The organism is Pontibacter amylolyticus, from assembly GCF_014638845.1.
Taxonomy (GTDB): domain Bacteria; phylum Bacteroidota; class Bacteroidia; order Cytophagales; family Hymenobacteraceae; genus Pontibacter; species Pontibacter amylolyticus.
Map to the genome: position 1 here is coordinate 466,367 of NZ_BMFP01000001.1, position 20,326 is coordinate 486,692.

Annotated in this window: 21 protein-coding genes; 13 read left to right on the forward strand and 8 right to left on the reverse strand. The window is 52.1% G+C overall.

The window, feature by feature from the left end; genetic code table 11:
- Positions 1-128: 128 nt before the first annotated feature.
- From IEV97_RS02045 to IEV97_RS02055, 3 genes are all read left to right on the forward strand, one after another.
- On the forward strand, positions 129-803 hold the full coding sequence (locus tag IEV97_RS02045; protein ID WP_188499836.1) for a DUF4290 domain-containing protein: 675 nt from the start codon (positions 129-131) through the stop codon (positions 801-803).
- Positions 804-809: 6 nt separating this feature from the next.
- Positions 810-2,114 carry a UDP-N-acetylglucosamine 1-carboxyvinyltransferase gene (murA, locus tag IEV97_RS02050; protein ID WP_188499837.1) on the forward strand — a complete coding sequence of 435 codons (1,305 nt, stop codon included), beginning with the start codon at positions 810-812 and terminating at the stop codon, positions 2,112-2,114.
- A 185-nt stretch (positions 2,115-2,299) separates the two neighbouring features.
- Positions 2,300-2,869, forward strand: coding sequence for an Imm26 family immunity protein (locus IEV97_RS02055; protein WP_188499838.1), 570 nt, complete (start codon positions 2,300-2,302; stop codon positions 2,867-2,869).
- A 46-nt stretch (positions 2,870-2,915) separates the two neighbouring features.
- Here the strand turns inward: IEV97_RS02055 and IEV97_RS02060 are convergent, their stop codons facing one another.
- Positions 2,916-4,091, reverse strand: coding sequence for a THUMP domain-containing class I SAM-dependent RNA methyltransferase (locus tag IEV97_RS02060; RefSeq protein ID WP_188499839.1), 1,176 nt, complete (start codon positions 4,089-4,091; stop codon positions 2,916-2,918).
- Positions 4,092-4,403: 312 nt separating this feature from the next.
- On the opposite strand from IEV97_RS02060, the gene murB reads away from it, so the two are divergent.
- From murB to IEV97_RS02075, 3 genes are all read left to right on the forward strand, one after another.
- Positions 4,404-5,420 carry a UDP-N-acetylmuramate dehydrogenase gene (gene murB / locus IEV97_RS02065; RefSeq protein ID WP_188499840.1) on the forward strand — a complete coding sequence of 339 codons (1,017 nt, stop codon included), beginning with the start codon at positions 4,404-4,406 and terminating at the stop codon, positions 5,418-5,420.
- 101 nt (positions 5,421-5,521) lie between these two features.
- On the forward strand, positions 5,522-5,959 hold the full coding sequence (locus IEV97_RS02070) for a hypothetical protein (RefSeq protein WP_188499841.1): 438 nt from the start codon (positions 5,522-5,524) through the stop codon (positions 5,957-5,959).
- Positions 5,960-6,063: 104 nt separating this feature from the next.
- On the forward strand, positions 6,064-6,498 hold the full coding sequence (locus IEV97_RS02075; protein ID WP_188499842.1) for a hypothetical protein: 435 nt from the start codon (positions 6,064-6,066) through the stop codon (positions 6,496-6,498).
- A 30-nt stretch (positions 6,499-6,528) separates the two neighbouring features.
- Here IEV97_RS02075 and IEV97_RS02080 read toward each other — a convergent pair whose 3' ends face one another.
- Positions 6,529-8,925 (reverse strand): endonuclease MutS2, encoded by a 2,397-nt coding sequence (locus tag IEV97_RS02080; RefSeq protein WP_188499843.1) that lies wholly within the window; start codon positions 8,923-8,925, stop codon positions 6,529-6,531.
- Between the two features lie 404 nt (positions 8,926-9,329).
- Here IEV97_RS02080 and IEV97_RS02085 point away from each other — a divergent pair, with 404 nt between their 5' ends.
- A complete protein-coding gene (locus IEV97_RS02085; RefSeq protein ID WP_188499844.1) occupies positions 9,330-9,788 on the forward strand; it encodes a NanQ anomerase/TabA/YiaL family protein in 459 nt (152 codons plus the stop codon).
- Positions 9,789-9,859: 71 nt separating this feature from the next.
- Positions 9,860-10,828, forward strand: coding sequence for an alpha/beta fold hydrolase (locus IEV97_RS02090; protein WP_188499845.1), 969 nt, complete (start codon positions 9,860-9,862; stop codon positions 10,826-10,828).
- Between the two features lie 35 nt (positions 10,829-10,863).
- Here IEV97_RS02090 and IEV97_RS02095 read toward each other — a convergent pair whose 3' ends face one another.
- From IEV97_RS02095 to IEV97_RS02110, 4 genes are all read right to left on the reverse strand, one after another.
- Entirely contained in the window at positions 10,864-11,913 is a 1,050-nt protein-coding gene (locus IEV97_RS02095; protein ID WP_188499846.1) for a serine hydrolase domain-containing protein, read from the reverse strand.
- A gap of 66 nt (positions 11,914-11,979) precedes the next feature.
- Positions 11,980-12,756, reverse strand: coding sequence for a TIGR02757 family protein (locus IEV97_RS02100; RefSeq protein ID WP_188499847.1), 777 nt, complete (start codon positions 12,754-12,756; stop codon positions 11,980-11,982).
- 147 nt (positions 12,757-12,903) lie between these two features.
- Positions 12,904-13,890 carry a LysM peptidoglycan-binding domain-containing protein gene (locus IEV97_RS02105; RefSeq protein WP_229733745.1) on the reverse strand — a complete coding sequence of 329 codons (987 nt, stop codon included), beginning with the start codon at positions 13,888-13,890 and terminating at the stop codon, positions 12,904-12,906.
- 21 nt (positions 13,891-13,911) lie between these two features.
- Complete coding sequence (locus IEV97_RS02110; protein WP_188499848.1) at positions 13,912-14,682, reverse strand: DUF4905 domain-containing protein; 771 nt, start codon at positions 14,680-14,682, stop codon at positions 13,912-13,914.
- Positions 14,683-14,766: 84 nt separating this feature from the next.
- On the opposite strand from IEV97_RS02110, the gene IEV97_RS02115 reads away from it, so the two are divergent.
- From IEV97_RS02115 to IEV97_RS02135, 5 genes are all read left to right on the forward strand, one after another.
- Positions 14,767-16,113: an NfeD family protein gene (locus IEV97_RS02115; RefSeq protein ID WP_188499849.1), complete on the forward strand. Its 1,347-nt coding sequence runs from the start codon at positions 14,767-14,769 to the stop codon at positions 16,111-16,113.
- A gap of 124 nt (positions 16,114-16,237) precedes the next feature.
- A complete protein-coding gene (locus IEV97_RS02120) occupies positions 16,238-16,573 on the forward strand; it encodes a hypothetical protein (protein ID WP_188499850.1) in 336 nt (111 codons plus the stop codon).
- A gap of 35 nt (positions 16,574-16,608) precedes the next feature.
- Positions 16,609-16,953: a hypothetical protein gene (locus tag IEV97_RS02125; RefSeq protein WP_188499851.1), complete on the forward strand. Its 345-nt coding sequence runs from the start codon at positions 16,609-16,611 to the stop codon at positions 16,951-16,953.
- 105 nt (positions 16,954-17,058) lie between these two features.
- Complete coding sequence (gene kdsB, locus IEV97_RS02130) at positions 17,059-17,793, forward strand: 3-deoxy-manno-octulosonate cytidylyltransferase (protein ID WP_188499852.1); 735 nt, start codon at positions 17,059-17,061, stop codon at positions 17,791-17,793.
- Between the two features lie 201 nt (positions 17,794-17,994).
- Positions 17,995-18,420: a hypothetical protein gene (locus IEV97_RS02135; RefSeq protein WP_188499853.1), complete on the forward strand. Its 426-nt coding sequence runs from the start codon at positions 17,995-17,997 to the stop codon at positions 18,418-18,420.
- Between the two features lie 507 nt (positions 18,421-18,927).
- Here the strand turns inward: IEV97_RS02135 and IEV97_RS02140 are convergent.
- Both IEV97_RS02140 and IEV97_RS02145 read right to left on the reverse strand, forming a co-directional pair.
- A complete protein-coding gene (locus IEV97_RS02140) occupies positions 18,928-19,275 on the reverse strand; it encodes a translation initiation factor (RefSeq protein ID WP_188499854.1) in 348 nt (115 codons plus the stop codon).
- Positions 19,276-19,367: 92 nt separating this feature from the next.
- On the reverse strand, positions 19,368-20,249 hold the full coding sequence (locus IEV97_RS02145; RefSeq protein ID WP_188499855.1) for a diacylglycerol/lipid kinase family protein: 882 nt from the start codon (positions 20,247-20,249) through the stop codon (positions 19,368-19,370).
- Positions 20,250-20,326: the final 77 nt, after the last annotated feature.

The following is a 20,326-nucleotide window of genomic DNA, read 5'->3' on the forward strand; positions in this document are numbered from 1 at the left end:
CATATATATAGATAGTCCTTTGTCTTTTGTCACAACTTCTATAGTCAATTCCCCAAAAGTCTTGCTACGTGATACGTGATACCTGATACGAAAAAAAAACATACATTTGAGATTCATAAATTGAAATAATGGAAGCAAGTACCACCTTTAAGCAGGACCTGTTGCTGCGCGAATACGGCAGAAACGTACAGGATCTTGTCAATCACATACTGAGCATTGAAGACAAAGCAGAGCGCACCCGCCTGTCCTACCTGTTGATCAATCTGATGGCCAAGCTCAATCCGCAGTTGCGCGATACACAGGATTTTCAGCAGAAGCTCTGGAACCACCTGTATGTGATGTCCGGCTCAAAGCTCGATGTAGATGCGCCTTATCCGCTCAGCGCCATGGAGTACCTCAACGACAAGCCGCAGCGCATGGAGTATCCGCTCAGCACGCCCAGGTATAAGCACTATGGTCAGAATGTGGAGCTGCTCATACAGCGTGCCACTGAGCTTGAAGACGAAAAAGAGCGTGAAGCGGCAACCATTTCCATCGGGAAGCTGATGAAGACGCTCTACCGCTCTTACAACAAAGACAGTATCACGGACGATGTGATCCTGAGTGACATCCAGCAGATCTCCAAAGGAAAGCTGAACCTGGACCCGTCTATGATCGAGAGCAACAGCCTGTTCGAATCCGTGAGCAGCAAGTCGCAGGACAGTGGCAGCAGTCGCCCTCAGCAGCAACAGCAGCAAAACCGTGGCGGTGACAAGCGTAGCCACAAAAACACCAGAACAACTTCCAACCAACGAAACAAATAGTACTAAATGGCTTCATTTGAAGTAAAAGGCGGCGCAAAGCTGCGCGGAGAAATCATTCCGCAGGGTGCCAAAAACGAGGCACTTCAGATCCTGTGCGCCGTGCTCCTTACCCCCGAGAAAGTAACGATCTCTAATATCCCCGATATCCGCGACGTCAACAAACTGATTGAACTGCTACGTTCGCTCGGTGTGAAGACAGAGCGTCTGTCGCCTGATACCTATACCTTTCAGGCAAACGATATCGACATCGACTTCCTGGACTCCGAGCGTTTTGTGGAGTTGGGTCGCGCCATCAGAGGCTCTGTGATGATCGTGGGTCCAATGCTGGCTCGATTCGGCAAAGCGAAAATGCCAAAGCCGGGTGGAGACAAGATCGGCCGTCGCAGACTGGACACGCACTTCACAGGATTCGAAAAACTGGGCGCTACTTTTGAGTACAGTGCCGAAGACGATTTTTATACCGTTACTTCACCAGCTTTGAAAGGCGCCTACATGCTGCTCGACGAGGCTTCCGTGACAGGTACAGCCAACATTTTGATGGCTGCCGTGCTGGCCGAAGGCACGACCACGATCTACAACGCAGCCTGCGAGCCTTATGTGCAGCAGCTTTGCCGTATGCTCAACCGCATGGGCGCGAAGATCAGCGGCATTGGCTCTAACCTGCTGGTGATAGAGGGTGTGAAAGCGCTTGGAGGAACCGAGCACCGCATGCTGCCTGATATGATCGAGATCGGTTCTTTCATCGGCCTTGCCGCCATGACCGGATCCGAGATCACCATCAAAGACTGCCAGATACCGGAACTGGGCCTTATACCGGACACCTTCCAGCGTCTGGGCATTAAAATGGAATTCCGAGGCGATGACATCTTTATACCTGAGCAGGACCGCTACGAAGTGGATACCTACATCGACGGCAGCATCCTGAATATTGCAGACCATACCTGGCCTGGCCTGACACCAGACCTGCTGAGCGTTGCCTTGGTAGTGGCGACACAGGCAAAAGGCACTGTGCTGGTGCACCAGAAAATGTTCGAGAGCCGCCTCTTCTTCGTGGACAAGCTGATCGACATGGGTGCCCAGATCATTTTGTGTGACCCGCACCGCGCCACGGTGATTGGTCAGAACAAGCAAATCCCGCTTCGTGGCATCCGCATGACGTCTCCTGACATTCGTGCCGGCGTGGCCCTGCTCATCGCAGCCCTTTCTGCCGAAGGCACCAGCATCATCGACAACGTGGAACAGATCGACCGTGGCTACCAGAATATTGACGGCCGTCTGAATGCACTGGGTGCGCAGATCAGAAGAATGTAAATTCTCAATTAAGATTTAAAAAGAAAGAGCGCTCAGAAATGGGCGCTCTTTTTATTTTAGCCAGTATGAAAAGTTAAGATGAATCTTGCTTATATTAGATACTAAATAATTAAGCAACTATATAGATATTGCAGATAGTGGGAGTCGACACTCCTTCTATACACTAGTTGGACTTAATAAAAGTTATGAATAGAAAAGAGCATAAGCGCAAAGTTGACGGATGTATACTTGAAATCCCTCTCTGTAGTGGCTACGGATACGCTTATGCCAAATACATAGACGGAACTAAGCACCAAGAATTGGGTAGGCTGGTAGCATTGTTAAAGGTGTTCGACTACAAGAGCAACAAACCGCTCGAAGATTTAACGGTGCTTGCCTCAAAACCCTATTTGCATGATAACTTATTAGTCGCAGGTCTAGCACCTACTATCACACAAGGCTACTGGAAAGTTATTGGAAGGTTTCCTATTGAAGAAAAAGACCTAGTGGCTCCACAGTATAAGAAGCATTATGACTTTGGGAATTACTGGACTGTAGTAATAGACGGCGAAAAAGAAGAAAGAAGAGATTTAGAAGAAATTATGCATTTGGAGCCATACTCTTATTTTGGCTCAGGAACCATAGAAGTAAGGTTGAGTATGGAATTTATGGAAAAGAATGGTGACAATCCAGAAAAACTATTGGACATGAAAGATGAAAGTATTGCTTATGCCTATTCTACCTTTAAAAATAACTTAGCCCAACAAGGTTCATAATGTAGGCTTTAGCTACGCCTCACCCACATTATGCACAAGACGTTACCTACCCCTTCTCCTCTCTCCTACTTCCCTGGTATAGCTCATACTTGAGCAGGCGGCAATCGATCGCCCCGTTGTAGAGCGGCGTGCGACGCGAGGCGCGCAAACCAATGCTTTTCGCGGCATCCAGGTTGCCGGTGAATACGAAGGCATCGAAGCCCTGGTAGTTGTTCTTGAGCGTATCCCCGATCTGTTTGTATAGCTGGTGAATGTCGTCTGACTGGATACGTTCGTTGTAGGGCGGGTTCATGATCAAAACTCCCTCCTCGGCCGCAGCTTTTGTCTCAAAAAAGTCAGCCATTTCCACTTTGATCACATGCTCAAGCCCGGCGTTCTCGATGTTCTTACGGGCTGCCAGCACGTAGTCCGGGTCGATGTCGTACCCGATGATCTGGGCCTGCGGCTCGCGCTTTTCTTTGGCTTCGGCCGTCTTCCACACCATCTCAAACAGCTCGGCGTTATAGTCTTTCCAGCTTTCAAAACCATAGGGGTCACGGCGGAAAATGCCCGGCGCAATGTTCTGCGCCATCAGGGCCGCTTCGATCAGGAAGGTACCCGAGCCAGCCATGGGGTCGATGAAGGTCGATTTTTTGTCCCAGCCTGACAGGGAGATGATGCCGGCGGCCAGCACCTCGTTGAGCGGCGCTACGTTGGTCTGCAGACGGTAACCGCGACGGTGCAGTGAGTCGCCGGAAGAGTCGAGCGACAGCGTGACCATGTTCTCGTGCATGTGCAGGTTCAGGCGCACGTCCGGCCGGATGCGGTCCACAGAAGGCCGCTCACCAGTGGCTTTGCGGAACTGGTCGACGATGGCGTCTTTCGTCAGCTGAGTCACAAAAAGCGAGTGCTCGAAAGTAGAATGGCTCACCACGGCATCGATGGCGAAGGTCTGGTTCAGGTCAAACACCTCGGACCAGTTGGTTTTCTGCACCTGCTCGTACAGGTCGCGCTCGTTGCGGGCTTTGAAGGTACGAATCGGCCGGAGGATGCGGATGGCGGTGCGGCACCACAGGTTGGCTTCGTAGAGTTGGCGCAGGTTACCCGAGAAAGAAACAGCCCGGTTGCCTACTTTGATAAACTCCATCTCAAGCGCCCGAAGCTCTTCTGCCAAGACTTCTTCCAGACCACTGAGCGTTGTGGCAATCATGTTGAAATTATCGCTCTGCTTTTGCTTCGCCATTTGCTATACCTGTTTAAACCGCAAAAATAGCGTTTTAAGTTGGGAAGTTAGAAAGGTAAAAAGTTAGAAAGTTATACTTATCAGTTTTGGAGCTTTTAAAGAGCTTAATAACATGTTCCATCTAACAATTATTACCTCAGAGTTCTTATTACTATACCTGATCATTTAGGTTGGTCAAGCTGGCCCCTGTCAACCTATAAATTTTTTTTGCCCTGACTTAGTCTGATGATTCCCCAATATTCTCACTTGCTGCCTTTCTAACTTTTTAATTTTCTAACTTATAAAGCTTAATTTTACGGCAAATACCCGTTTATGAAATTCGAGAAAGACTTTTCCCTCAAACCTTACAATTCGTTTGGCATCGATGCCAGGGCCAGGCACTTTGCGCGCTTCGACAGTGTGCCCGAATTGCAGGAGCTACTGCAGCGTCCGGAGGTGAAGGAAGAGCCGAAGCTCATCTTAGGCGGGGGTAGCAATCTGCTGTTCACCAAAGATTTTGAAGGCATTGTGCTGCTCAACGGCATCAAGGGTATGGAAGTGCTGCGCGAAGAAGGTGGCTATACCTACGTGCGTGCTGGCGGTGGTGAGAAGTGGCACGACCTGGTGCTGTTCTGCCTCGAAAATGATCTGGGTGGCATCGAGAACATGTCGCTTATACCTGGCACGGTGGGTGCCGCTCCCCTGCAGAACATCGGGGCCTATGGCGTTGAGCTGAAGGATGTGTTTGTAGAACTGGAAGCCGTGCAGCTCGAAACCGGCGAAGTCCATACCTTCGACAAGGAAGCCTGCCAGTTCGGATACCGGGAGAGCGTGTTCAAACACAGCCTGAAGGGACAGTATGTGGTGACGACCGTGACCCTGCGCCTTCGCAAAAACCCTGAGTTGAATACCACATACGGCGCCATACAGACCACCCTGCAGGACATGCAGGTGCAACAGCCTACCATACACGATGTGAGCGCCGCCGTGTGCCACATCCGCCGCAGCAAACTGCCTGATCCGGCGCAGATCGGTAATGCCGGCAGTTTCTTCAAGAACCCCGAAATTCCGGTGCTCCTTTTTGATGTGCTCAAAGAACAATACCCCGAAATGCCTGCCTACCCTGTGTCCGAAATAAGCGTGAAGGTACCGGCTGGCTGGCTGATTGAGCAGTGCGGCTGGAAAGGAAAAGTGATCGATAACTATGGCGTACACAAAAACCAGGCGCTGGTGCTGGTAAACTATGGCGGTGCGAAAGGCGAAAACCTGCTACAGCTGGCACACGATATCATCCAATCTGTACAGGAGAAATTCGGCATTACACTGCAACCGGAGGTAAACATCATCTAAGCATCAGGTCTTCCGGGGGACGCTAAAATTTTTATTTAACTTCCCTAACTTATTTAAACAGGCTGCGATATATAGGGTATACTATAATAGCTTACAACCCTATGAAACTTTATATACTCCGTTACCTCCTGTTATTCCTGGTACTTCCTCTTGCATTGGTATCCTGTGACAAAGATGACCCCGAACCTACCAAAACCGATCTTGTTGTAGCCCATGAGTGGCAAGGTGAACGCGTACTTGTCAATGGTTTTGACGTGTCGGACCGCCCCGAGATCAAAGACATGCTGCTCGATATCAAGAGCACACGCCTGACCCTGCGCCGCGACGGTACCTATACCGCAGTATATGACCAGGCTGGCACATCACAGACTACGACCGGCACTTGGGAATTCAAGGAAAATGAAACGATCATCTACTTCGACCTGCTCGGCGACCTCCAGTTAGAAAGCCTGACCACCACCAACATGGACCTCATCACCACTGTGAACCGCAACAACACCAGCTTCGATGCGAAGGTCCAGTTTGTGAAGAAAGACTAAATTCAGTAAGTTAGGGCTGGCTAATGCCCTACGTGCGTCTTCACCGCACTTTCCCAGCGCAGGACAGGATCCAGGTAATCTATCTTTCACTCAAATAACATTGCATGAAATTTCAAAAATTACTCACTTTCCTGTTTGCCCTGCTCCTGGTAACCAGCATGACCTCGTGCGACAAAGACGATGACAACGGTCCCTCAAAAAGGGATTTTTTGACTGCTGGTCAGTGGAAAGGACAATCTGTTTGGTGGGGCGAAGATGAAATAACCAGTGAACTTCGGAATGATGAAGAATATCCTTTCGATGTAACCCAGCTTTCATATAAGTTTGATAAAGCTGGAACCTATCTGGTAACTTTTAAGGGTCAAACTGATAATGGCACTTGGGAATTTGTCAACAATGAACAATCCATATTGATGAATAAGGGCACCTCATTTGAGACCACTTTAAAAGTTTTAAAAATAACAGATAAAGAATTTAATTACATCGATCCGTACGACGAAACCGGTCAACTTGACCTAGAGTTTAGATTTACCCGCTAACCAAAAAGGCTCCCTTACAGGAGCCTTTTTTTATTTCAGAACAGCCAGGGTGGCGCCGTCGCCTCCCCTTTCCTCGGCCTCGCTTGCCAGGCTGACCACTTCCGGCACCGAGTACAGGTAGTCACGCACCACCTGGCGCAGCACCCCGTTGCCCCGCCCATGTACGATCTTGATCTCCGGTATACCCAGCATGATCGCCTCGTCCGTGAAGTTCATCACTTTGTTCAACGCATCCTCAGCATATTCGCCCCGGATGTCGATGGTAGAGCCAAAGTCGGCCATGCGCTGCGTGATGTTCATGCCACGGGTATAGCCTTCGGCCACTTCGGCTTTCTTTTGCTTCTTGGTCTGCGCCTCGGCACGTTCCAGGTTCTCCACCTTCACGATCGTCTTCAGGCCACCGAAAAGTACCTCGGCTGTTTTGCCTTTTATACCTACAATCTCGCCTACCGAGTCCTGCCCGATCAGCGCCACCGTATCCCCGGCCTTGAGCGGACCGCCGTTGCTGGCAACCCGTTTGTGAGCGGGACGTGGCTCCTCTTTGCGCACCTGCTCGGTGGCAAACTCTTCGAGCTCGCGACGGGCCTGCTTGGTCTGCTCCTTTTCGGCCTGGCTTTGCTTGATCTGCTGGATGGTCGCTTCGATCTTCTGGTTAGCATCCTTCAGCAGGAGTTTGGCCTTGCCTTTGGCTTCGCGCATCACATCCTGCTTGCTCTCCTCCAGGAAGTTCTTCAGGTCGGTATACTCCTTCACGTTGCGCTTCAGCTTCAGCTCCAGCGCAGTAGCTTCTTTCAGCTTCTTCTCCAGTTCCTGCTTTTCTGTTTCCAATTCTTCCAAAAGGCGGTCGTAGCGGATCTTGTCCTTACCTACCAGACTGCTGGCCTTGTCCACGATGTGCTTTGGCAAACCGATCTTACGGGCAATCTCAATGGCAAAAGATGAACCCGGTTTGCCGATCTCCAACTGATAGAGTGGCTGCAGGTTTTTGTGGTCGTAGCGCATGGCACCGTTCACAATGCCCGGCGTGCGCTCGGCGAAGTTCTTCAGGTTGGTATAGTGCGTCGTGATCACGCCAAACACCTTACTGTCGTTCAGGTTCTGCAGCACGGCCTCGGCAATAGCGCCACCCAGCACCGGCTCCGTACCTGTACCAAATTCGTCTATCAATACCAAACTCTTGTTGTCGGCCACCGTCACGAATTTCTTCATGTTGGTGAGGTGCGAACTATACGTACTCAGGTCGTTTTCAATGGACTGCTCGTCGCCAATGTCGATGAATATGTCGTGGAAGATGCCGGCCTCCGAATTATCTCCCACAGGTATAAGCATGCCAGTCTGCAGCATGTACTGCACCAGGCCCACCGTTTTCAAACTAACGGACTTACCGCCGGCGTTCGGACCGGAAATCAGCAGGATGCGCTGCTCGCGGGTCAGCTCCAGGTCCATTGGCACCGTTGGTTTGCCCAAAGCCCGATGCGACAGGTATAGCAAAGGGTGAATGGCTTGTTTCCAGGCGATATGCGGGTACTTGTGCAGCTTCGGCATCGTGGCCTCGACGCGACGCGCGAAGGCCGCCTTGGCCCGGATAAAATCCAGCAGGCCCAGGTATTGGTACGCTTTGCGCAGCTCCGGTATAAAGTTGCGCAGGGTGTTGGTCAGCCCTATCAGGATGCGGATCAGTTCGCGGTGGTAGGCGTTCTCGAGGTCCTTGATGTCGTTGTTGAGTTCGAAGATAGACTCCGGCTCAATGTAGACCGTCTGGCCCGTGTTCGACTCGTCGTGGATCAGGCCTTTGATGCGGCGCTTGTGCTCGGCAATGACAGGTATAACCAGACGACCGCCGCGAATGGTTGGCTCGGCATCGCCGGGTGTCCAGCCTTCGTTCTTGGCGTGGCGCATGATGGAGCTGATCGTTTTGCGCAGTTGTCCTTGCTGCGCGATCAGGTCGCGCTTGTAGCGCTGCAATTCAGGCGAGGCATCGTCGCGCACGGCACCGGCATCGTCCACCACTTTGTCGAGGGCGGCGATCAGGGAGCGCTCAACCATTACATTGGCACCCAGGGCTTTCAGGGCTTCAAATTTGCCCTCTTCGGTGCTGGAGATGAAACGCTGCGAGTCGCGTATGGTACGCAGAGACATTTTGATCTCAAAGAAAGCCTGCACTTCCAGGAAGGTACCCGGTATGGCGGCGCGGTCGAGGTAGGCGGTTACGTCAAAATAGTGCTGCAGCGGAATCTCGGCGTCGGACTCGAGCAGTTGCTTGAACTCGTTCGTTTGTTCTAACAGGCGCTGAACCAGGTCGTGGCGGTTCAGGAACGTCATGCGGCTGACGAACTGCCGGCCGAGTGGGCTCAGGCAAAGTTCCGAAAGCATGTCGCGTACCTGCGCAAAGCCAATTTTTATTTCAAAGTTATCTGGATAGATCAATTGTTATCTCTTAGATTTAGGGCAAATTTAGCACAATATAACATCTAAAGGTGCTGCTTTCGTTCGTTTTTCGGCGTATCAAGTAGCAGGTATCACGTAACACGACTCCTCTAGGAAAGACTTAACAAATGATAGCAGTACGTTAAACCATGTTGACTGATTGGCGTTGCACTTTGTCAGAGTAGAATGATGCCAAGTACTTGCGTGGTTTTGCGCGGCCTGCCGCTTATTCAGAAAAGCCAGTGCACGATTCGGCAGGACTTTGTGAACGATTGCCGATGAACGATTCGGCCAGGTCGCGACCTAGTCCTACAAGGAAACGGTCATGCTAATCACATCATTACTATGTATTATCGCTGCACATTAACTTTTTAACTTTCTAACTTCTCAACTTTCTAACTTACATGGTTCTCGACAAACTCTCCAACGCCGCACGCTATACCTGCATGCACCCGCTTTTTGCAAAGGCTTTTCAATTCTTGCAGGAAGCTGACCTGATGACGCTTCCGCTTGGACAGAAAGCGATTGTGGGCAAAGACCTCTTTGCTATCATCTCCGAAGGCAGCGGAATACCTGAGAAAGACGCTAAAATAGAGGTGCACCGCAAGTACATCGACATCCAGTATGTGATGGAAGGCACCGACCACATGGGCTGGCGCGACCTGGCGCTGTGCAGCGAGCCAAACGACCCGTATACCGACGAGCGCGACGCGGCCTTCTTCCCAGACAAGCCTGCCTTCTGGTTCGATGTGCCGGCTGGTTCATTCACGATTTTCTTCCCTGACGATGCCCATGCCGCGATGATCACCGAGGAAAATGTGAGGAAGGTGGTGCTGAAGATTGCCGTGCAGCCTCAGGCATGATCCTGACAGCTCTACGGACTCGAACCCGGAAAACGATTACGCTCGTTCAAAAGCTCATAAGACCAATACCCATGAAATACCTATACAGCCTTTTGCTTGTAGCGGTGCTGTTTTCCTGTACCCAACCTGCTAGCACCAGTCAGACTCCTGAAAGTAAAATACAGGCCAGCGACGGGGAGCAGTTCTATACTCTCAATGGCATTAAACATTGGGTTAAAGTTAAAGGGAGTCAAAACAGTACTACCCCCATTGTCATCGTGCATGGTGGCCCGGGTGGCAACCAGTATAACTTTGAAAGGACAATAGGGCCAAAGATCGAGTCTTTTGCCACCGTGGTATATTACGAACAGCGTGGAAGCGGAAGGAGTGAAGCACCCGAGGATCCGAACGACTATCTGCTGCAAACTCTCATCAGCGACCTGGACCAGTTGAGAGAAACTCTGGGAGTGCAGAAAATGACCTTACTCGGGTACTCGTTTGGGGCAGAATTGGCCTTGCGATATGCCATTGCGCATCCAGAGCGTGTGGAAAAACTGATCTTATCTTCGCCTGCCGAATTATCGAAAGCAAACATGCTGGTGCAGATGCAGGGCTTTTATGCCATTGGCGACAGTACACTCAAAGCGGATTTGGAGCAGATCTTAAAAGACACGACATCGATAGAAGACAAGTATGGAAGGGTTTGGGATTTAAGCTCTTCTGAGGTAGTCGACCGGTTCCTGTTCCTGAATCCTGAACTGGCTCAGAAAAACAGGCAATTGTGGCAGGAAAGCAAGCTGAAGAATACAGGTCTGATGGCCAAGGTATACATCAAGCACAATAAAGCCGACCTGGTAGAGAAAGCTTCGGGTTTGAAAACACCAACGCTGATCATTAGTGGCGTGCATGACAAAAACGGCGGTTTACACACGGGCCTTGCCCTGAAGCAGGTGTTAAGCAACAGCGTCATCAAGTTGTATGAAAACAGTGCGCACTTCCCGGACATGGAGGAAGAAGACCGCTTTGCCGCGGATGTTAAGATATTTACCCAAGAGAAATAACTCTGATTCCCCTACCTTGACCACGTCAAAATAAACTACCGCGTCAGCTCAAGCAGATCGCATACAAGTCTGTTCTCAGTCCTTAGTTGCGGAAACCGCTGCAGTTCCTCCAGAAAGCTCGTCAGCAGGAATGGGTTATCGGCCAGATTCGAGAAGCAGGCGATCAGCACATCGCTTTCAGGTATACGGATGACGAGGTTGCTGAAGCCGCTGGTGTTGCCGGTATGGTATAGCTCCAGCCCGCCTGAACTGCGCCTGCTGAAGAACCAACCCATGCCGTAGTAGCCGTCAGAGTAGCCGGGTATGGGCGTGTATACCTGTTCAAGCGCAGGTGCCATACCTGGCTGTTTGTTGAGCGCATGGTGCCAGCGCTGGTAATCCCGCACGGAGGTATAGATGCAGCCGTCGCCTTTGGTGGCCGTGCAGGTACCCTGGTCTGCCAGCACGATATCCCCCGTTTCTTTTCGGGCATAGCCCATCGCGCGTTCAGGTATAGCCTTGCCTTTTTCGTACAGCATGGTGTGGTTCATGCCCAGCGGCCCGAAGATCCGCTGCTGCAGAAAATTGGCAAAAGCTATACCTGACACCTGCTCCACCACCTGCGCCAGCAGCACGTAGCCGGTGTTGCTATACCTGTATTGGGTGCCGGGTGTGAAGTATGTTTTAACCTGCGAGGCAGCAATCGCCAGCACTTCCGCATCGCTGATCTGCCAGTCAGGCCGCTCCTCCACAAATTCCTCATAATCAAGCAGACCGGAGGTATGGCAGAGCAAATGCCGCAGCGTGGCCTGCGTTCCTATACCTGCCGGAAATTCGGGAAAGAACTGCTGCAACGTATCGTCAAAAGACAAGCGTCCCTCCTGCTCCAGCAGCTGGATGCACATCGCCGTAAACTGCTTGCTCACCGAAGCCAGCCGGAAAGTAGTGTCCGGTGTAATCGGTTCGCCTGTAGACAGGTCAGCTATACCTATACCTCGTTCATAAAGCACCTCCCCTGCCACGGAAATCAAGAGCGCGGCGCCGGGTGCAACAGTTGTATAGGTAGCCTCGAGATGCGCATCCCAGGTATCCGTCCTTTGTCTCATTCGAGTGAACTTGCCATTATTTAACATAATTAAAGCACCAGGCAAATAAAGTAGGAAACGTATACCTTAAAACTTCTCTTCCACACCCAGTCCAAACAAAGCGTAGTCATATTTAACCGGGTCTTGCGGATCGAAGGAACGCAAGTGATCGGTCAGTTCCTCGGCCGTTTGCCAGTCCATGCCCTTGCGGGTGATCAGGCCGAGGCGGCGGGCCACCCGCTCCACGTGCACATCGCAGGGACAGACCAGGTCGGCAGGCTGCATTGTGTGCCAGATGCCAAAGTCCACGCCGCCGTCAGCGGGACGCACCATCCAGCGCAGGTACATGTTCAGGCGTTTGCAGGCCGATTTGCGTGCCGGAGTGGAAATGTGCTTGCGAGTACGGTGCGGGGCATCCTCCAGACTAAACACCAGGTTGTGAAAATGCTCCAGCCGTTGCTTTTGCATCCTGACTTCGTTCCGTATACCTGTGAAAGCTGTCTCCAGGCTCTCGTGCTGCCCGTAGTACCACCGGAACCAATGGATCAGGTAGAGCAGGTCAGTGTCATTGAAAGTGCGGTGCTTGAACCCCAGGAAGCGGGGCAGGTCCTGCTCCTGGTGCTGCAGGATGAACTCGTGCGGGGCATTGTCCATCAGGTCCATCAGCTTCAGGCAGTTGTTGATGATGGTCTTGCGCTGCCCCCAGGCCAGGATGGCTGCAAAGAAACCGCTGATCTCGATGTCCTGCTTTTTGGTGAAGCGGTGCGGAATGGACACCGGGTCGTTCGGAATAAAGCTGGGCTGGTTGTAGCGGGCTACCCGGTCGTCGAGGAGGGCTTTGATCTGGGCGATGTCCTGTTTCATGTGATTGGTACGAGAAATGGCGCCCTGCAAGTTAAGTAATCCGCAAGTCGCAGACTAGTTTGTAGTTGCTGTAACAGGTATAAAACGGGCAAAAACAAAAAAGCCCGGACATCGCTGCCCAGGCTTTTCCTTTATCGCTATACCTGCTTAAGGCATATAAGACAATTCTACGCGGAACTTCTGGTCGATGGCGCCCAGTTTCTGGCAGGCCTTCTTAGACAGACGCACCACCACGTTGTTGTTCTCACTTGTGTTCGGCAGTTTACCGATCACGCGCACATATACCACCTGGTCGTTCATGGCGTTTTTCACCTGCATGATCGTGCCAACCGGGGCTGACTTGTGCAGCGCCAGGTATTTGTTCGTGTCTGCTTTCGGGTCGATCATTTCGGCCATACCTGTCTCGAGGATCTTCTTGGCACCGGATACAGAGTCTACTGCCTCATCGTCATCGTCATTCTTAACGCTGGTAGCAGGTGCCGGCGTGGCAGGCTGCGGGGTCAGCACGACGTGTGTATTGGTTGGGGTAGTGGTAGCGGCTACAGCCTCCGTAGAAGCCACTGCTGTTTCGGTTACCTTGTCTTTTGCAATCTCATCATCCGTCTCGCTCACGTAGATCGGGTTTTTGGAAGGAACCGGCTGGCCTTTGCCTACGATCAGCAAAGCGCCTACGCTGATCGTGTTATCCGGCAGGTTGTTCCAACGCTTGATGTCATCCACTTTCACGGCGTGCATGCGTGAGATCGAGTACAGCGTCTGCTGCGGCTCTACCTGGTGCAGCTTCTCGCCACGGCTGTTGACAGTGAAGGTACGGTTGCTGGCCGTGCCTGCAGCAGGAGCCTGCTTAACAGCGGGAGGTGCTGCGGCGTACTTACGCGGAATCAGCACCAGCTGGCCGACGTTGATGGTGGTTTCTACGGATGGGTTGGAGTCCACAATCTGGGCCACGGACACGCCATACTTTCTGGAAAGGGCGTAAAGCGTTTCTTTTGGCTCTACGCGGTGCTGCACGTATACCTTACCGTTCTTACGCTCCACACCAACCGAGTCGCGCAGGGCAACCAGGTCGAAGGCTGAAGCCGAAATAGGAAGCAGCGGTATTGCTACAAGGGCGATAAGTAAAATTCGGATCATAGCTAAAAGTCGAACTAAAAATTAAAGAGAATATGCCTTCAAGGTTGTTTTGTTTTGCACGAAATACAAACTGCGCATAAAGATAAAAAAAGTATCTGAACCTACGCCATCCATTGCACCTGCAAGTAACTCATTTAAGTGCAAAAAACCATTTAAATCAAAAACAGCCAGAAAATTATCTAACTTATTTTCACCCGTCTTCCGGTAATAGCTCACTACCAGCCAGGTGTCCGTCTCGGCATACTCAAGGACGTTTACAGGCTCACAATCAAGCTCCTGCACCAGAAAATCGTGTACCTGTTGGTAGTAAGTTTCCCCCTCGCGGTACAAGTGCGGGTACTGCACCGCCCCAAATCGGACTTTGTGGTAGCGCTGCACCCGATCGGCCGCCTCTTTTTGAGTGATATCGTTTCGAATGGTTTTACCGTAACCGCTTTCCAGCAGAACCAGTTCCCCACCCTGCTGACTAATATTGGAAACCAACAAACCTCGCTCTTCTATCCCGTAAAAGGCCAGTTCGGGCTGCTGCCACAACGCTATACCTGAGTCAGCCGCAAAGGCCCGTATGCCTTTGTGCTGCCCCAGTTTGCGGTCGCCGTAGCCGTGCAGGTATAGCACCCGGTCGTGCACATCTTCAAGCCCCATCCACCAGGTGTTAGGATCGGGCAGTTTCAGCTCCAGCAGCTGCCCAGCGGGCAGGCGCAAGGTATAGAAGCGGGCCTGCAGCAGGTCGGCGTCACGCACCTCCAGCGTCAGCCAGCCGCCGGGAGCGTCGAGGCGGATGCGCCACACGGGCGCCTCAAAATCGTATTTAAAAAGTAAGGAAAGAATAAGCGGGATTTTTTTAGTATCTTATTTCCGATTAAGCCCAAATGTATGAAATCTAACGCAAAAATATGGCCCTGGTCCTCCCTCCTCTTGCTGGCCCTTCTGTTTTCTTTCACGGCGGCCTGGGCGCAGCAGCGACAGAAGGTGTTCATCATGGAGATCAGCTCGGAGATCGATCCGCGCACCAACCGCTATACCCAGCTGGCACTGGAGGAGGCTACTCGTGTGGAGGCTGATCACATTTTGCTGAAGCTGAATACCTACGGGGGTGCTGTGAACGACGCCGACGCCATTCGCCTGCGGTTACTCGAGTACCCGAAGCCGATCTATGTGTTCATCGACAAAAACGCCGCCTCGGCCGGGGCGCTCATCTCCATCGCCTGCGACAGCATCTACATGGCGCCGGGGGCCAACATCGGTGCGGCCACGGTGGTGGGCGCCGACGGGCAGGCCGCTCCGGGCAAGTACCAGAGCTACATGCGCTCCATCATGCGCTCCACCGCCGAAGCCAACGGACGTAATCCCAGACTGGCCGAGGCCATGGTAGACGCCTCCGTGGACAGCACCTTATCGGCAGACCAAGTGCTCACCCTTACCACCTCCGAAGCCATCCAGCACGGCTTTAGTGAAGGGCAGGCCAACAACATCGACGAAGTGCTGCAAAAGCTCAATCTGCAGGACGCCGAGATCGTCCGCTACGAACTCAGCACCACCAACAAGGTCATCTCGTTTTTCCTGAATCCCGTTATCAGCGGCATCCTCATCCTGATCATCATCGGCGGACTGTGGTTCGAGCTGCAGACCCCGGGTGTGGGCTTTCCGCTCATCGCCGCTATTGTGGCCGGCGTGCTATACCTGACGCCCTTCTACCTCAACGGACTGGCTGAGCACTGGGAGGTGCTGCTGTTCATTGTCGGGCTGGTGCTCATTGCCCTGGAGGTGTTTGTCGTACCGGGCTTTGGGGTGACCGGTATAAGCGGCATTGTGCTGGTGTTTCTGTCACTGCTGCTCATCATGGTCAACAACCAGGCTTTTGATTTCACTTTCGTATCATCTGAGCGCCTGATGGAAAGCCTGGTATCGGTGTTGCTAGGTATGGTTAGTGCCGTGATCATTGTGGTGCTGACCTGGAACCGGGTGCTGGGCAGTCGTGCCCTGCGCCGTGTCACACTTGTCAACACCTTTGACAGCAAGGAAGGTTACCGCTCCAGCCACTCGGCAGAGCACCTGATCGGCAAAACAGGTATAGCCTATACCCGCATGGCGCCCAGCGGACGCGTGATGATTGACGACAACGTGTACGATGCGCAGGCCCGCGACGGCTTTATCGAGAAGGGTGACTCCGTGCAGGTGATCGACCAAAGCACCTTTGCGCTACGGGTGAAGAAAGTTTAGGAATTTGGGAGTTCGAGAGTTTGAGAAGCGGGCAGATCAAAATGCTGAGTAACCCGCACACCGCCATGCAACCCTTTGAGCGCAGCAAGGGTCTTGCAACTGTAGACACTTACTAATTTATTAAATGAGAAAGCTCACCCTATACCTTGCCGCACCCCTGGCGCTCATGCTAACTGCCTTTTCCTGTGACAAAAATGATGACCTGGAGGTGATGGAAGCGACCGCTACCCTGCTGTGGACGGGTGACTATGCCGTGGACGGGTGTGGCTTTAGTGTCTATTTAAATGACCAGCACTATAAGACTGATAATGAACAGGAAATAGACAACAAATTCAAAACACAGGATGCACATACCGTTCTGATTAAGTATACCTTACCTGCCAAGCCCAAAGAGTATTCCTGCGGCTGGGGAACACTTAAAAAAAGCGAAATCCGTTTGCTCTCCATTAAAGAAGTTTAGCCGTATAACAGCACAGCAAAAACAAGCTATACTCCATGAAAGACTTATACTTTGTGGCCATCCTAGGCCTGATCATGACTTTGACCTTTGCGGCCTGCCAGAACAATGCGGACGGCAACGCTGAAACCGATGATGCCATCCTGATCTGGTCGGGAGAGTATATGGTAGACGGTTGCGGCTTTGAAGTGGAGATCGACGGCAAGCGCTTTAAGCCTGACAACGAAAACGAGATGGACGAGGCATTCAAGGTAGAGGGCGAAACACCCGTCATCATTACCTACGAGAAGCTGGGTCGCCAACTCGACATCCGCTGCGGACTGTCTACGCAAAGCAGGGCCATGGACGCTATCCGCGTGATCTCCGTTAAGAAACGGACCTAACCCCCTGCCAAGCTTTTTATACCTGTCTGCTGCATTACTCCTATCTCTTGCGTAACTTGCCGGGGCCTGCCGCTGCATGGCCGGCCACAGAAAACCGTCTGCCTTATGCAAATACTCGGCATTATACCTGCCCGCTACGCCTCCACCCGATTTCCTGGAAAACCACTTGTCGACATCAACGGCAAAAGCATGATACGGCGGGTGTACGAACAGGCCTCATCATCTGGTTTAACGGAAGTAATCGTAGCTACTGATGATCAACGCATTCTGGACCACGTGCACGCGTTTGGTGGCAAGGCCGTAATGACGGCTGCGCACCACCAGAGCGGTACCGACCGTTGCTTTGAAGCCTACCAGCTACACGACCAGCCCTTCGAGTATGTAATCAACATTCAGGGAGACGAGCCCTTTATCCGACCCGAGCAGATCGATCTGGTGGCCACCTGTTTCAATAACCCGCAGACGCAACTGGCGACCCTGATCAAGAAGATCAACACCCCGGAAGAGCTCTTCAATGTGAATGCGCCGAAAGTGGTGGTAAGCCGCCATGGCGAAGCCCTCTACTTCAGCCGCCAGCCGATACCCTACTGCCGCAACGTGCCCAACGACATCTGGCACAAACAGCACACCTACTACAAGCACATCGGCATCTACGGCTACCGCACCGACATCCTGGAGCAGATCACCCAACTGCCCCCTTCCAGCCTGGAACTGGCGGAGTCGCTGGAGCAACTGCGCTGGCTTGAAAACGGCTTCCGCATCTCCACTGCCATCACCGAGTTCGAGACCATCGGCATCGACACCCCGGAGGATCTGGAGAGAATAGTTATTAATGAATAGTGATAAATGAGAAATGAATTAGAGCCATGCCTTGTAGATAATGAACCTGAGGCACTGCCTAAGATATTCATGCATTAGTTTAATCATCATAAGATAAACTACTGATTATAAAACTATTTATCGCTCGTTATCTCTAAATAAAATATTCTGTAGTCGATCCTCCACTAGCAGCGATTACTCATTATTCACTACTAATTACTCATGAAGTACTACACCCTGCAGCGGTTTGTGAAATTGAACCTATACTTCTTTGGAATGTATGGACTGCTGACCGCGGCCTGGTTTGGAATTACGGGAAGGTTTAGTGAGGAAGGGCCTGGAGCGATCAACGAAATCCTTTTGAACGCGGCGATTTTCTCACTGTTGTTCACGATTGCGCTCCTGCTGTGGTATAGGAGAACGGAAGTGAGAATCCCAGTCAAGAGTATCTCCCCAAAGGCGCTGGATCAAAAACTGGAAGCGATCGGCTACGAGCGCATACCTACCAAGGACAAAGGCACGGTGCAGGTATACAAACCCCGTCCTCCCAAAGCCCCTGCCCTGGCCGGCCGCCTGTTCGTACAGAAGTCAGCCAACTTCTACCACCTGCAAGGGCCGGTGAGCAAGTTGAAGAGTTTGGGAGTTTAGGAAGTAAGGTAGCGACGTTACAGTGTAACGTCGTTCGTGTGTGGACCAATCCGAGCGCTCTTCCGAACCTCCAAGTCCGAAAGCTTCTTTGCCGAGGACACCTGCTCTTTCGGACATCCGTGTCCGGAAGCAATTCTGTAGGGGACATCCTTGTCCCCGTCTGTATACCTGCAAAGCAAGCAAATAGGCAACGGGCTCTTTCGGATTTATCAATCCGAAAGCAAACGGTAGGGGATTTCCTAATCCCCGTATACCGGCAAACCCACCCACGGGCATGTGGACATCCCCAACAGTTGGCTTCGGGACATGGATGTCCCGAAGAGCTTTTTAGAGGGAGTTGAAGGGGTGTGACCGCCTAGTGGTTGAATTTTGCTATTGGCTTTACACCCCTATAATCCCCCCAAGGGGATAGTCTCAGATAATAAAGTGCCACACCTCCGAGGTGCAGGGGTGGGTTAATCGTGCACCCAACAATTTAACCATCAACAATTCAACAATCCACTCAAATCACCCTCCCGCCTTCTTCGCCTTGTAGCCAGCGGCCTGGAGTACCTGCAGCACTTTGTCTCGGAAGTCCCCCTGTATCAGGATCTCCCCGTCTTTAGCAGATCCACCGACACCGCATTTGTTCTTAAGCATTTTGCCAAGCTCTTTCAAGTCCTCGTCCGTCCCGACAAAGCCCGCCACCAGCGTCACCTGCTTGCCTGCACGGGATTTTTTGTCGAGCATCACTTTCAGGTTCTGCTGCTGGGGCGGAAGCGTTTCGGCCTCGTTTTCCTGCTCATACTGATAGTTGAAATCAGAACTAGTGGAGTATACCACCCCTTGTCTTCCTTTTTTATTTTTGTCGCTCATGATCTTGTTCTCTATACCTTACATAACGCCTTGCTATACCTGTACGTGCCACCATGCTTCAGCGTACCACATGCTTTTGCGTGCCACATGCTTTAGCGTGCCACTACATGCAGCGACTGTGGTACCATGCGCACCTCAAACTCCTTTGCCTTGCCCAGATATTCGCCGTCGGCGTGGTGCATCATCTCGTGGTCGGTTTGCACGGTTACCCCTTCGGTCTTAAAATACTCGGCGCTGTCGGCACTTGCCGGTTTGTTGGCCAGCATTGCGTAGCTCAGTTGCAGCGCCTTAAACATATCCAGTTTGCGGACCAGGCACACATCCAACAGGCCGTCCCGTATGTTGGCCATGGGGGCGATATAGGCGTTGTTGCCGTACTGCGCTGCGTTGGCAAAGGCCATTACGAACAGTTCAGTTTCGATGGTTTTGCCATTGATGACGGCCTTCACCGGGAGATGACGGTAGTTGCGTACCTCCTTCAGGATCAGCTCCACATAGGTCTGCAGACCGCGCTTCTTGCTCCCTGCAAATACCGAACTGATGTAGGCATCAAAGCCTATACCTGCCGTCGTGAAGAAAGGGCGCCCGTTGATCGTGCCGCTGTCGATCTGAGAGCGGTGCCCCTGGTTGAGGAAGCGGATGGCGGCGTCTACGGTCAGAGGCACCTGCAGGTGGCGGGCCAGTCCGTTGCCGGAGCCCCTTGGTATAATGCCCAGCGCCGTTTCGGTATGCAGCAGTCCCTGGGCTACCTCGTTCACGGTACCATCGCCCCCAACGGCTACTACCACGGCATAGCCCTGCGCTGCCGCCTCCCTGGCCAGCTCCGGCGCATGGCCTGCGTAGTCTGTATACACGATGTCGTGGTCAAATTTTTGGTGATCCAAGTGGAGTTTGATGCGGGCAGCCACATCCACCCTGCTGCTGGGGCCGGAAGTTGGGTTGATGATGAACCGGAATCGGGGACGTTTGCTCATATCGCTCAGATCGGCCAAAGGCGCTGCTGACTGGGTAAATTCTACGCAAATTAACTTATTTCTGCCGGAGAATAAAA